Below are 13,505 nucleotides of genomic sequence, written 5' to 3'. Positions count from 1 at the left end.
ATTTTACACACTCTTAATCAATCCATCTCTACGAAACAATGATTTTAAGTTTCTTAATGCTTGTCGCATACGATCTTTATTTTCAATTAAACCGAAACGAACATAGCCATCACCTTGCTGGCCAAAACCTATTCCTGGAGACACAGCAACCTGAGCCTCTTTCAATAAGTATTTACTGAACTCAAGCGACCCCATGTGCTGATAATGAGCAGGAATAGGTGCCCAGAGAAACATGGTTGCTTTTGGGCGAGTCACTTCCCAGCCAATCTCATTTAAACCATCGCAAAGAATATTACGACGTTTTTCATAAAGCGCCCTGATCTCTTGTACACAGTCATTCGGCCCTTCCAAGGCTATAATTGCAGCAACTTGGATTGGTGTGAACGTACCGTAATCTAAATAAGACTTAATCCGCGTCAGTGCAGCAACCAACTCTTCATTTCCGCAAGCAAAGCCAACACGCCAACCTGGCATATTATACGACTTAGACATTGAATAGGTTTCAATTGCGACATCAGTAGCACCGGGTACTTGCAGTATTGAAGGCGCTTTATATCCATCAAATACAATATCAGCATAAGCTAAATCATGAATTACCCAAATTTCGTGTCTTTTTGCTAAATCTATTATTTGCTCAAAAAAAGAATAATCCACACAATGCGTACTTGGATTAGCCGGAAAATTAATAACCAATGCTTTAGGTTTGGGTAGGCTACGATTAATTGTATCCTCAATAGAGGCTAAAAATTGAGTTTCATTAATGAGAGGAATTTGCTTTACGTTAGCACCGGCAATAATAAATCCATATGTATGGATAGGATAAGCTGGATCAGGAACTAATATAGTATCTCCAGGGCCACTTATAGCTAATGCCAAATGCGCTAATCCCTCTTTCGACCCAATGGTCGCTAATATTTGTGTTTCACTATTTAGATGTACATCGTAGTTACGATGATACCAAGAAGCCATTGCGCGCCTTAACCTTGGTATTCCTTTGGACATAGAATATCGGTGTGTGTCTGGTCTTTGTACCGCTTCAATCAACTTATTTACAATATGAGGTGGCGTTGGTTGATCGGGATTTCCCATTCCAAAATCAATAATATCCTCTCCACGCGCTCGCGCTTCTGCTTTTAATTGGGTTAAAGTATTAAAAACATAGGGGGGCAAACGTTTTATACGTGGAAATTGACTCATAATATTGACCTCTGTAGTATACTTACATCCATGTATAATTCATTTGAACATTCTAAACCATGAACATCAATTTAGAATCAGCAGAACAACATGCAGTGCAAGCTTATAGTGATAACAAAATTCAGATTAATTCTATTGTTTATGAACGCAGTTTAATTGTTTCTAAAACAGAAATCATTAGTGATCTTTCAATTAAAAACATTGAGGAAATTGATGCACACTACATGAACTTATTAACACAATTTAAACCGGAAATCATCATCATTGGCCATGAACATACCGGAAAACTCCTGCCTCTGTCAATTCTGCGTCAACTAACACAACAAGGAATAGGTATAGAATGCATGTCTGTTGGTTCCGCATGTCGTACTTATAATGTTTTATTGAGTGAACACCGTGCAGTGATTGCTGGATTTATATTTAAGTAGACAGTAAGTCATTTGTAGCCTGAGTACAGCCGCACCCAAGCTACATGCTGTCAGTCAACAACTTACAGTTGTCTTCTCGCTTCGAGCACATTAGGGATTTGTTCTAATTTTGTTAACAATCGTGATAGGCTATTTAGACCGTCAACATCTACAGTTAATGTAATGTACGCCATGTTTTCATGCTTGTTACTTTGAGTTTGCAAGGCATAGACATGTGCTTTTTCATTAGCAAGCAATGATGTGACATCTTTTAAAAGCTCGGAGCGATCAAATGCCTTGATTAAAATATCCACGACATAGTTTTCTCGTGTAGCACTACCCCAGCTGACTTGTAAGAAACGTTGCTTTTGCCGTTCACTTGCATGAATAATATTAGGACAATCCTGGCGATGTACTGAGACACCACGACCTATAGTGATGTAACCCATCACCGGATCACCTGGAACAGGTTGGCAACATCGCGCCATAAAAGTTAATAATTTCCCAACACCTTCAATCCGCAGATCACTTCCAGTAACTTCCGGTTTTGCCTGAGGTTTAACAAATCGCTCAAGATTAAGCTCCGAAGTAACTGGTGGGGCTAGCTTACTAACAATTTGTCCTATCTTAATATCACCACGGCCAAGATTTGCATAGAGATCATCTAATTTTTTGAAATGCAACGCGGCCGTAACTTCATTAAGTTTATCGGATTTTATACCTAACGATTTTAATTCTTTATCTAATAACTCACGTCCATCTTGAATGTTTCGATCATAATCTTGCATTTTAAACCAATGCAATACTTTAGCCTTAGCACGCGATGTTTTGAGATAATTTAAGTGGGGGTTAATCCAATCACGAGAAGGCTTAATTTCCTTTCCAGTCAAAACCTCTACCTTATCCCCTGTTTTCAGCTGATAAGTCAATGGTACGATATGGCCATTGATACGGGCACCACGACACCGATGTCCTAAATCACTGTGTACATGATAAGCAAAGTCCAATGGGGTTACACCTTGAGGCAAATCAAGAACATCCCCATCAGGGGTAAATACGTAAACTCGATCCTCAAGAAATTCGGTGGTTGTACTTTCAGGAACACCCTTATTACTTGCCATCTCGCGATGCCAGGCCAATACATCACGTAACCATTCAATTTTACGTTCATGACTTTGCTTTTGTTTAAACCCACCTTCTTTGTATTTCCAATGTGCAGCAACACCCATTTCAGCTAAATCATGCATAAGAAAAGTTCTTATTTGTACTTCAAAAACTCTACCTTCGGGCCCTTCAACTGCTGTGTGCAAAGATTGATAGCCATTGGCTTTAGGATTAATAATATAATCATCAAATTCAGCAGGAATTTGCTGCCAAAGCGTATGCACCATACCTAAAACCTCATAACAGTGAGGACTGGTATCAACAAGTACTCGTACCGCTGTAGCATCATAAATTTCATCAAGCGATACATTTTTGCGCGTCATTTTTTTATAAATGCTATGGATATGTTTTGAACGTCCATAAACAGCAAAATGATCTATTCCACTTGCTTTAATTTGTTCATTTAGCTGAGCAACAATCGTATTAACAAAGTTATCTCGCTCTAGCCGTTTAGCCTTTAGTCCTTTGGCAATCGCTTTATAATCTTCAGGATGTAAATGGCGAAAAGCCAAGTCCTCCATTTCCCATTTAATTGCCCCTATCCCTAATCTATTCGCTAAAGGAGCATAAATTTCCATTGCCTCAGTGGCTAGTTGTTTGCGTAATTCTTCCGACAAATGCATGGCAGATCTTAAAACACACAAACGTTCAGCAAGCTTAATTAGTACAGCTCGAACATCATCTACCATAGCCAATAACATTTTACGAATGTTATCAATTTGTTGTTTATTTTGCGGGTATTTATTTAATCCCTGAAAACTGTGCATGGCACTCATGCGCTCGATGCCCTTCACCAATTTCGCAATATTAGGACCTAATTGCTCTGCAACATCATCAATGGACAGATCTGCATAATGCACATTTTCAAAAATAATAGCCGCTGCTAGTGTTTCTGGATCGACCTCAAGATCCGCAAGTAAATCAGCCATAATCAATCCTTGTTGTAAACAAGATTGACCTGTTTCTGTAGCATGATCTTGACCAGCAAGCTGACTTAGAGTACATGCACCACGAATGAGCTCAAGACTATCCAAGTAACCTTTTGCACCTAACTGATGAAGCCATAGATCAACATCAATGCTTCCGTCTTCGCACAATGGAACAGTATCTTTTACTCTAACCATGAGTTTTATCCTTTTTCAAATAACGCTATCGACTCAACATGGGCAGTATGAGGAAACATATCCATTACTCCTGCTTTTATTAATGTATAGCCTTTTTGATTGACTAATATATCAGTATCACGTGCTAATGTTACGGGATTACACGATACATAAACAATACGCTCTGGATTTAGCGCATCAATTTGCTTCACAATTTCAAGCGCACCTGAGCGCGGCGGGTCAATTAATACTTTATTGCAAGGTTGCTTAACCAGTTTTTTTACTTCATTGACATCATCCAAATTTGCAGCATAAAAATCTACATTTTGAATATGGTTCAACTTTGCATTCATATATGCACGTTCAACCATAGTCTTACTGCCTTCAACACCCAGTACTTTGGCACACAATTTAGCCATTGGAAGTGAAAAATTTCCCAACCCACAAAATAAGTCTAGCACTATATCTGTACTTTTTAAGTCCATTAGTTGTATTGCTTGTGATACCATAGAGCGATTTAAAGCAGAATTAACTTGCGTGAAATCGGTTGGATGAAATGAAAAAGTGATTTGATAATCTGGTAATGTGTATGTTAGATACTCACTTGATTTTGGTGGATAAAAACAATAAACACTATCAGGGCCGCCAGGCTGAAGAAAAATTTTATACTGGTAGTCCTCTGCAAATTTTTGAATTTTTAACTCATCTTCTTGATTTAAAGAAGTTAAATTCCTAAAAATGAGCGCTACCTCTTCGTCTCCCGCTGCAACTTCAATTTGTGCAATACAATGCCTGTCTTGCAGTGAATCAATCAGTTGTCTTAATGGAATAATATCAGCATCAATTTTTTTATTTAAAACAGGACATTGATTAATCTCTGTAATGTATCGAGGATTATTACGCTCTCTAAACCCTACCATCGAGGTCTGCTTTTTCTCAACATAACGCACACTTAATCGTGCTTTGTTTCTGTAGTTCCAGTGACCAGCAACTAAAGGTAACAATACAGCTTGTGGTTGGGTATGGCCATATCGTGATAACAAATCCAACAATTGCTCTTGTTTAAAATGAATTTGCTCTGCTTCATTCATATGCTGTAATGAACAACCACCACACATTGAATAGTGAGGACATTTAGGTTCTACCCGTATAGGAGAAGGCTCAAGAACATTAAGCAAAAAGCCCTCATCAAAATCTTTTTTAACTCTTGTATATTGGAATTCAACAAGCTCATTGGGCAAAGCCCCTTGAATAAATGTTGCTTTACCGTCAATACGTGCAATACCTTTTCCATCGTGGCTTAAATTATCGACTTGAGCAGTTTGTGGGGTAGGATTTTGTTTGGCTTTTGCTCTTCTCATGAAAATATTCTCAACAAATAAATCTTTTAATTAATCTGAAAAACGGTTGCAATCGCCATAGGAATAATTGCATTTTTTCAAAATTTTAAAGGGTACCACATGCAATTTACATTTGTCATGGTAATTTGTTATGGCAAAACCCATCGTGTACAAATTAATTTCATTGATATGATATACAGTACAGTAGAAATCGATACATATTATATAGCCTCTGTTTTACGTATCAAATCTGCGTAAATAATTTTTTGATCTTTTTAAATGGGCAACTTTAGAACACCTTTAAAATGCGCTTATTTATCAAGTAATTCATTGCCCTATTCACAATGTTATCCACAGTTTTTGTGGATAACACTTAAATCACTGCATTTATTTTAAAAATGATGATAGCGCTCCACATATAGGTTTTATTAAATTTATAGTAAAAAAAACAATATGAAGTACAAATTTTTTAAAAAAAGTTATCCACAGGAGGGGAAGCTTGAGGTTCTACAAAGTAGGTCGTACATATTACCTAAAGAAAAACTAAAAAAACAGTCTTGACAGAATTTTTTTATAAGTTTTTTATTATCTTTTAATTTTGAATGTGTAATTCCTTTTTTAATACAATTGCATCTTCAATATTATTATTTTCCACATAGTAATCTGGTTTAATTTCTACCTGCACAAATCCAATACTATGATAAAGACGTAAAGCCGCTTTATTGCTAGGTCTCACCTCAAGAATGACATAATCTATATGCTGCAATTCAGTTAAAGATGAAAGTACTTCTTGCAAGAATTGACGTCCATAACCTTTTGATTGAAACTCTTTTGCAATACAGAAATTTAAAATATGGCAGAAATTATTACTGTGTCTGGAAATAATATAGCCACCTATCAGTGGATGATTTCCTTCATAAATTTCGAAGAGACGGCAATCATATCCTACGCGAACACAATCTCTTAAAATCTCCCAACTCCAAGGAGCAATATGAACATTTTTTTCAATTACATAAACGGCATCAATATCTAATTCAGTCATGCACCGAATGTTGGATATCATCCTTGTTACTCCTAAAAATACGTAGCCTGGGTGCAGCGAAGCGGAACCCGGGTGATTTTCTTTAAATTCCTGGATTCCGCTTCGCTGCACCCAGGCCACGTATTACTTTAGATCTTTATTATTCAACATTTTTTTTCTTTTTAGGCAAATAAAGATCGGTTATCGTCCCTTCAAATGCCTCTGCAGCTTGAGCAATAGTTTCCGAAAGTGTCGGATGTGGATGTATTGTCAGGGCAATATCCTCAACATCACAACACATTTCAATAGCTAATGACGTCTCAGCAATTAAATCACCTGCATTAATCCCCACAATTCCTGCACCTAATATACGATTTGAATCTGGGCAGAATAACAATTTAGTCATCCCTTCTTCACGTCCCATACTCAGAGCACGACCACTTGCAGCCCATGGAAATGTGGCCTTTTCATAACGAATATTTTTTTCTTTCGCTTCTTTTTCAGTTAAACCCGTCCAGGCAATCTCTGGATCTGTATAAGCAACACTTGCAATACATTTGGGATCAAAATAATGCTTTTTACCAGCAATAACTTCTGCAGCAACCTTACCTTCAGGAATTGCTTTATGCGCAAGCATTGGTTGTCCTACGACATCGCCAATGGCAAAAATGTGTGACACATTTGTTCTTTGTTGATTATCTACTTTGATAAAACCGCGCTCATCAACTTTTATTCCTGCTTTTTCAGCATCAATTGCCCCACCATTGGGTTTTCTACCAACTGAAACAAGAACTTGTTGGAAGCAAAGAGGTTTGTCTGTTGCATGTTCTCCTTCCATAGAAACATAGATTCCATCTTTTTTTGCTTCTACTGCGGTTACTTTAGTTTTCAAAAGGAATTTGACACCTTTCTTCTGCATACGTTTTTGCAAAACAGTAACCAAATCCAAATCAGCACCTGGAATCAGTTGATCCATAAATTCAACCACAGTGACATCCACACCTAAAGCTGAATAAACTGTAGCCATTTCCAGACCAATAATTCCGCCACCTAATACCAATAAACTACCTTTAAGATCAGCAAGCTCTAATGCCCCTGTTGAGCTAAAAATGCGTTTGTCTTCAGGAATAAAGGGTAAATTAATTGATTCAGAGCCTACAGCAATAACTGCATTTTCGAATTCAATTTCGACAGAGCCATCTTTCGTTGCAACTGTTACTTGGTGTGAACCTGAAAACTTACCTACGCCGGTGACTACCTCAACCTTACGTTGTTTGGATAAAGCTTTTAAACCGCCTGTTAATTTAGAAACAACTGAGTTTTTCCAGGCAACAATTTTTTTATTATCCAGTTTTGGTTTACCAAAGCTAATACCTTGCTCAGACATTTCATGAGCTTCTTCAACCACTTTTGCAATGTGAAGCAACGCTTTAGAAGGGATACAGCCCACGTTTAAGCAAACCCCTCCCAATGAATCATAACGTTCCACTAAAACTACTTTTTTTCCTAAGTCAGCTGCTCTAAATGCTGCGGTGTATCCACCAGGGCCACTTCCTAATACAACGACATCTGTCTTTATTTTATTAGCCATTACAAGCCTCTTTTAATTAGATATTATAAAAAAACTACAATAAAATTCGTCTTATATCACTTAAGCACTCACAAATAAAACGAGTAAAACGCGCTGCTTCAGCACCATCAATCACTCGATGATCATATGATAGCGATAAAGGCAACATTAATCTTGGTTGAAATGTACCATTTTCGTATACAGGCTTGATTTCAGAACGAGACAATCCAAGGATCGCCACCTCAGGACTATTCACGATTGGTGTAAATGAGGTACCACCAATACCCCCCAAACTGGAAATCGTAAAACAACCCCCAGACATATCTACCGGCATTAGACCTTTATCTCGAGCTTTAGTACTTAATCGTGTCATTTCAGTTGCAATTTCAGCAACACTTAATTTGTCAACATTTTTAATTACTGGAACTACCAATCCATTTGGCGTTTCTACAGCAATTCCAATATTGCAATATTTTTTGTAAACAAGATTAGTACCCGTAGCATCTAAAGATGCATTAAATTGAGGATATGTTTTTAATGCTTTACTTACTACTGCGCAAACGAATGCAAGTAAGGTAAGTTTATAACCTTTTTCTTTCGCATGTTCTGTTTCAGACTTTCTAAATGCTTCTACATCGGTAATGTCTGCTGAATCAAATTGCGTTACATGAGGTATTGTGATCCAGGAACGATGTACATTAACCCCCGTAAGCCTTTTAATTTTATTCAATGGCTTCGTTTCAATTTCACCAAACTGACTAAAATCAATTACAGGGTTAGGTGGTATGCCTAAAGAGCCAGATCCAGGTTGCTCACTTAAACGGGCTTTTACAAAAGCCTGGACATCTTCTTTGGTAATGCGCTCTTTACGACCTGTTCCCGCAACTTCAGCTAAGTTTACTCCAAGCTCTCGGGCCATTCGTCTTACAGCAGGACCAGCAGCAACTACTCTTGTCGACTCAACTGTACTGGTAAGAGCAACAGACTTTGATGAAGTATCTTCTTTTCTATTATGCTCATCTTCATCTGCTTTTGATGGTTTAGGTGCGTTTACTTGCTCTGATTTGCTTGCAGTGGGTTCAATTTTTTCAGCTTCAGCACCATTTTCTACAGCGACTAAAAGAATCAGATCACCTTCAGATACTTTATCACCAACTTTAATACTCAGCTTTGTTACTTTTCCTGCCACAGGCGAAGGAATTTCCATGCTGGCTTTATCTGACTCCAAAGTAATAAGTGGCGCATCAATTTCAATTTGATCGCCAACTTTGACCATAACCTCAATCACGTCGACTTGGGTCGCTCCACCAATATCGGGTATCTTGACCTCATTAATACTGTTTGATTTTTTTTCCTGAGCTGCTTGAGGCTTCTCTTCTGTTTCCTTTTTTTCTTCGCTTTTAGGATCTTGCGGCGCACTTTTTGCCTCAGCTTCTGATTTCTCAACTGTAGCCAAAAGAATTACGTCTCCTTCAGAAACCTTATCCCCTACTTTAATTTTCAGTTTTGTGACTTTTCCTGCCACTGGAGAGGGAATCTCCATACTGGCTTTATCTGATTCCAAAGTAATAAGTGGCGTATCAACTTCAATTTGATCTCCAACTTGAACCATAATTTCAATCACATCAACTTGAGTAGCTCCACCAATATCAGGAATCTTAACTTCTATTTCGTTTGCCATATCTTTCCTCAAAAGGTTGCCAATATATTCAAGCCAATTTTAAGGAAGCAGACTTAAAAAGTTCATCTGCTTTCCGGATAATCTTCGCTTGAATTACTAAGGCTACTATATATTCCAATTCTAATGATTAACCGGATTCAATTTATCAGGATTAATGTTATAGCGCTTCATTGCATCCACAACTTTGGATTTATCAAGATTGCCTTCAGCAACTAAAGCATTTAATGCTGCCAGAACTATAAATTTAGCATCCACTTCAAAGAAATGACGTAAGCGCTCGCGAGTATCACTTCTTCCATAACCATCTGTTCCTAATGTTACAAAATGATTGGGTACAAAAGATCTAATTTGCTCTGCATAAATTCTCATATAATCTGTTGCAGCAATTACCGGACCAGCAGCTCCTTCTAATTGCGATGTGACATAACTTTTTAATTTTTTTGCTTCAGGATGCATTGCATTGTGTCTTTCCACAGCTAATCCATCTTTCCTTAACTCATTAAAACTGGTCACACTCCAAATATCTGAAGTCACAGAGTAATCCTCTTTTAACATCCTTGCGGCTTCAATCACTTCGCGCAATATGGTTCCACTTCCCATTAGTTGCACATGCTGTTTGGATTTTTTCTTGGATTCTTGTAGCAAATACATTCCTCTGATAATACCTTCCTCAACTCCTTTGGGCATATCTGGATGCATATAGTTTTCATTCATTACAGAGATGTAATAAAAAATATTTTCTTGCTTTTCATACATACGATGTAAACCGTTTTGAATAATCACTGCAAGCTCATAAGCATAGGTAGGATCATAAGAAACACAATTCGGAATTGTTGATGCATATAAATGACTGTGTCCGTCTTGATGTTGCAAGCCTTCACCCGCAAGCGTTGTTCGCCCAGCAGTTCCACCAAGCAAAAATCCTCTAGCCTGCATATCACCTGCAGCCCATGCTAAATCACCAACACGTTGAAATCCGAACATGGAATAGTAAATATAAAATGGGATCATCGCCAATTTATTGGAACTGTATGAAGTTGCTGCAGCAATCCAGGAGCAAAAAGCGCCTGCTTCATTAATTCCCTCTTCTAGAATTTGGCCGTCTTTAGCTTCACGATAAAACATTACCTGTTCATGATCTACTGGCGTATAAAGCTGTCCAACTGGAGAATAAATACCAATTTGTCTAAATAAACCTTCCATACCAAATGTTCTACACTCATCGGGAACAATTGGAACAATGCGCGAACTTATTTCTTTGTTTTTTAGCAATACGGCAAGAATACGTACAAAAGCCATTGTTGTTGAAATCTCTCGATCTCCTAACCCTTTTGTAACTGATGAAAAATCAGCCAGAGGTGGAATTTTAAGAGGTTCTATTTCTGTTGAGCGTGATGGCAAATAACCACCTAACGATTCGCGGTGTTTTTTGATGTATTTAATCTCAGGACTATCATCTGCAGGCTTATAAAATGGGATATCTGCAATTTGTTCATCACTGATAGGAATACTAAATCGATCTCGAAACGCTTTCAATTGATCGACAGTCATCTTTTTTTGCTGGTGCGTGATATTTTGTCCTTCGCCAGCAGCTCCCATACCGTAGCCTTTAATTGTCTTGGCTAAAATAACCGTTGGTGAGCCTTTATGCTCAACAGCTTTAGCATAAGCCGCATAAACTTTTTGCGGATCATGGCCACCTCGATTCAATCTCCAGATTTCATCATCAGTAAGATTTTCAACCATTTTCTTTAATTCAGGATACTGATTAAAGAAATGTTGTCTTACATAGGCCCCATCATTTGCTTTATATGCTTGATAATCACCATCAACACACTCTTCCATGCGTTTGATCAACCAGCCCTCGTTATCACGTTCAAATAATGGATCCCAACGACCACCCCAAATGACTTTAATTACATTCCAACCCGCACCACGGAATAAACCTTCGAGCTCTTGAATAATTTTACCATTCCCACGTACAGGACCATCGAGTCGCTGCAAATTGCAATTCACAACAAAAATAAGATTATCAAGTTTTTCTCGAGCGGCAATACTTAAAGCCCCTACTGATTCGACCTCATCCATCTCACCATCACCAAGAAAAGCCCATACTTTTCGGTTCTCAGTATCGATAAGTCCTCGATTTTCTAAATATTTTAAAAACCGCGCTTGATAGATAGCTTGTAAAGGCCCTAATCCCATTGATACTGTTGGAAACTGCCAAAACTCGCTCATCAACCAAGGATGGGGGTATGAAGACAAACCATCAACTTCCACCTCTTGTCTAAACTTACTTAATTGCTCTTCTGTTAATCGTCCTTCAAGAAATGCACGGGCATAAATTCCCGGAGAAGAATGGCCCTGAATATAGATTAAATCACCGCCATGGTCACCATTTGGTCCTTTAAAAAAGTGATTAAAACCAGTTTCATACAAAGTAGATGATGATGCATAAGAAGCAATATGTCCCCCAAGTTCAGGAGCATATTTACCTGCACGTAATACCATTGCTACTGCATTCCAACGAATTAACGCACTAATTCGTTTACCTAAACCTTCATCCGGAGGCATTTGTTTTTCTTCGTACGTCTTAATTGTATTTTTGTAAGGTGTACGAATTGAACTGGTTAAGTTCACCCCTTCTGAATTTGCTTTATTAAGGAGCTGTTTTAAAAGAAAAGCGCCTCGTTCAGGGCCATCATTGACTAATACAGCTTGCAGGGCATCCAGCCATTCACGCGTTTCTATAGGATCCAAATCTAAGTTAGTTTCATTTGCCATGGAAGTGTTCCCCGAAATCTATTAAACACAATAAGGTACAGCGTGTAATTTTTTTGGAATTACGCCAGCACAACCTTTCTTACACGTTGCTAAATCTGATAAGCAATCGCATGTTACTTTGCGGCATTGTAGTGGATCGCGGTAAGAATTCAACTCACGCATCACCTTTTTACCTTCTACTCTTCGTTCATGAACGTATTTAGAAAAATTTTTTTCTGTTGCTAATTGCGCCTTATAAGAACAATTTGGGCAGTTATTAATACAATTTTGCCTACAAAAGTCAAAGTGCTGCATACATGTCATATTGCATCGTTCTACGGCTTGAGCTTTAAGCATATTTTGCTTTAATCCCTGACAACCACTAAGTCCTAAGATCATAATGCAACACATTACACGCAAAAACGAATTCATATAGATAATATCCGAATAAATAATTATGCAGATTGAGCTATCAGCTCAACACCATCTCTATTCATAAATTAAAACTAAAGCCAAGGAATTAAGGTAAATAAAGCAATAAAAACCAACATGACTATAATTGCATATTCGACTAAACTCTCAGCAACAGGCATAGGAACTTCTTCTGCTTCATTTGTTCTGACCGCAAGTAACCCACACTCACGCAACATATTACTATTCAACTCAGGTTTGGCGAAAAAGTATCTGGCAAACAAGGAAAAACCACGTTGAAAATTTCCCACGAGTAAAAGAAGTAATGTAGTTAAACGTGCAGGAATCCATTCAAGCAAATCGGTAATTTCATTGGCTTGTTCACCAATGGAATTAATATCACGGCATAATGTAATCAGACGATAAGTCAAAGCACCTATAGGTCCTGCAATGATATACCAAAATACAAGAGAAAATAGCTGTCTGTTTACTAGGATAAAATAGTCCTCTAAAAGCTCTTGATTACTTTTAGTATCTGATTGTGTTATTGGATAAAAAACATTTTGAGGGCCAAGGCAATAAAAGAAAATTATTAAGCTTAAAAGAAAACCCATCAAACCAAAAATTATATGATGCAATAACAAATATATGATCAGTACAAGCAGCACAATAGGCAGGACTATTAAGGCGAGCAGCACCCAGGGATTAGCAAATGTGCTATGCTTATCAGCAAAATTTTTTATTCTTTGATAATAATCTGCGAACCAATAGAATCGCTGATAGGACATAGTGTGAATTAAGAAACGTTCACTCAATAAACACAATAATATAACTAATAATTTCATTAT

11 protein-coding genes are annotated in these 13,505 nt (G+C 37.7%); 2 read left to right on the top strand and 9 right to left on the bottom strand.

The window, feature by feature from the left end; all coding sequences use genetic code 11:
• Positions 1-3: 3 nt before the first annotated feature.
• Positions 4-1,197: an alanine transaminase gene (gene alaC / locus Lste_RS06545; protein WP_058510248.1), complete on the bottom strand. Its 1,194-nt coding sequence runs from the start codon at positions 1,195-1,197 to the stop codon at positions 4-6.
• 59 nt (positions 1,198-1,256) lie between these two features.
• On the opposite strand from alaC, the gene Lste_RS06540 reads away from it, so the two are divergent.
• Positions 1,257-1,625, top strand: coding sequence for an Mth938-like domain-containing protein (locus Lste_RS06540; protein WP_058510247.1), 369 nt, complete (start codon positions 1,257-1,259; stop codon positions 1,623-1,625).
• A gap of 62 nt (positions 1,626-1,687) precedes the next feature.
• On the opposite strand, the gene relA is transcribed toward Lste_RS06540, so the two are convergent.
• Both relA and rlmD read right to left on the bottom strand, forming a co-directional pair.
• The gene (relA, locus tag Lste_RS06535; RefSeq protein WP_058510246.1) at positions 1,688-3,892 is read right to left on the bottom strand and encodes a GTP diphosphokinase; all 2,205 of its coding nucleotides are present in this window, start codon (positions 3,890-3,892) and stop codon (positions 1,688-1,690) included.
• Between the two features lie 5 nt (positions 3,893-3,897).
• Complete coding sequence (gene rlmD / locus Lste_RS06530; protein WP_058510245.1) at positions 3,898-5,232, bottom strand: 23S rRNA (uracil(1939)-C(5))-methyltransferase RlmD; 1,335 nt, start codon at positions 5,230-5,232, stop codon at positions 3,898-3,900.
• A gap of 99 nt (positions 5,233-5,331) precedes the next feature.
• Between rlmD and Lste_RS19115 the strand changes: the two genes are divergently transcribed.
• Positions 5,332-5,469: a hypothetical protein gene (locus Lste_RS19115; RefSeq protein WP_157070712.1), complete on the top strand. Its 138-nt coding sequence runs from the start codon at positions 5,332-5,334 to the stop codon at positions 5,467-5,469.
• Positions 5,470-5,803: 334 nt separating this feature from the next.
• Here Lste_RS19115 and rimI read toward each other — a convergent pair whose 3' ends face one another.
• From rimI to Lste_RS06500, 6 genes are all read right to left on the bottom strand, one after another.
• Positions 5,804-6,274, bottom strand: coding sequence for a ribosomal protein S18-alanine N-acetyltransferase (gene rimI / locus Lste_RS06525; RefSeq protein ID WP_058510244.1), 471 nt, complete (start codon positions 6,272-6,274; stop codon positions 5,804-5,806).
• A 118-nt stretch (positions 6,275-6,392) separates the two neighbouring features.
• On the bottom strand, positions 6,393-7,823 hold the full coding sequence (lpdA, locus tag Lste_RS06520; RefSeq protein WP_058510243.1) for a dihydrolipoyl dehydrogenase: 1,431 nt from the start codon (positions 7,821-7,823) through the stop codon (positions 6,393-6,395).
• A gap of 34 nt (positions 7,824-7,857) precedes the next feature.
• Positions 7,858-9,483, bottom strand: a complete 1,626-nt coding sequence (aceF, locus tag Lste_RS06515; RefSeq protein WP_058510242.1) for a dihydrolipoyllysine-residue acetyltransferase — start codon at positions 9,481-9,483, stop codon at positions 7,858-7,860.
• A gap of 120 nt (positions 9,484-9,603) precedes the next feature.
• Positions 9,604-12,267 carry a pyruvate dehydrogenase (acetyl-transferring), homodimeric type gene (aceE, locus tag Lste_RS06510; protein WP_058510241.1) on the bottom strand — a complete coding sequence of 888 codons (2,664 nt, stop codon included), beginning with the start codon at positions 12,265-12,267 and terminating at the stop codon, positions 9,604-9,606.
• A gap of 21 nt (positions 12,268-12,288) precedes the next feature.
• A complete protein-coding gene (locus tag Lste_RS06505; protein WP_058510240.1) occupies positions 12,289-12,678 on the bottom strand; it encodes a hypothetical protein in 390 nt (129 codons plus the stop codon).
• A gap of 74 nt (positions 12,679-12,752) precedes the next feature.
• Positions 12,753-13,502: a hypothetical protein gene (locus Lste_RS06500; RefSeq protein ID WP_058510239.1), complete on the bottom strand. Its 750-nt coding sequence runs from the start codon at positions 13,500-13,502 to the stop codon at positions 12,753-12,755.
• Positions 13,503-13,505: the final 3 nt, after the last annotated feature.

Source organism: Legionella steelei (assembly GCF_001468005.1).
Classification (GTDB): Bacteria; Pseudomonadota; Gammaproteobacteria; order Legionellales; family Legionellaceae; genus Legionella; species Legionella steelei.
Note: the sequence above shows the minus strand (reverse complement) of the source record. Positions and strands in the feature narration are given on the sequence as shown.

Bases quoted from the DNA above. Each gene is read 5' to 3' on its own strand.
- relA (WP_058510246.1), bottom strand. From the start codon at position 3,892: ATGGTTAGAGTAAAAGATACTGTTCCATTGTGCGAAGACGGAAGCATT.
- lpdA (WP_058510243.1), bottom strand. From the start codon at position 7,823: ATGGCTAATAAAATAAAGACAGATGTCGTTGTATTAGGAAGTGGCCCT.
- Lste_RS06540 (WP_058510247.1), top strand. From the start codon at position 1,257: ATGAACATCAATTTAGAATCAGCAGAACAACATGCAGTGCAAGCTTAT.
- rimI (WP_058510244.1), bottom strand. From the start codon at position 6,274: ATGATATCCAACATTCGGTGCATGACTGAATTAGATATTGATGCCGTT.
- Lste_RS19115 (WP_157070712.1), top strand. From the start codon at position 5,332: ATGCAATTTACATTTGTCATGGTAATTTGTTATGGCAAAACCCATCGT.
- Lste_RS06500 (WP_058510239.1), bottom strand. From the start codon at position 13,502: ATGAAATTATTAGTTATATTATTGTGTTTATTGAGTGAACGTTTCTTA.
- aceE (WP_058510241.1), bottom strand. From the start codon at position 12,267: ATGGCAAATGAAACTAACTTAGATTTGGATCCTATAGAAACGCGTGAA.
- alaC (WP_058510248.1), bottom strand. From the start codon at position 1,197: ATGAGTCAATTTCCACGTATAAAACGTTTGCCCCCCTATGTTTTTAAT.
- aceF (WP_058510242.1), bottom strand. From the start codon at position 9,483: ATGGCAAACGAAATAGAAGTTAAGATTCCTGATATTGGTGGAGCTACT.
- Lste_RS06505 (WP_058510240.1), bottom strand. From the start codon at position 12,678: ATGAATTCGTTTTTGCGTGTAATGTGTTGCATTATGATCTTAGGACTT.
- rlmD (WP_058510245.1), bottom strand. From the start codon at position 5,232: ATGAGAAGAGCAAAAGCCAAACAAAATCCTACCCCACAAACTGCTCAA.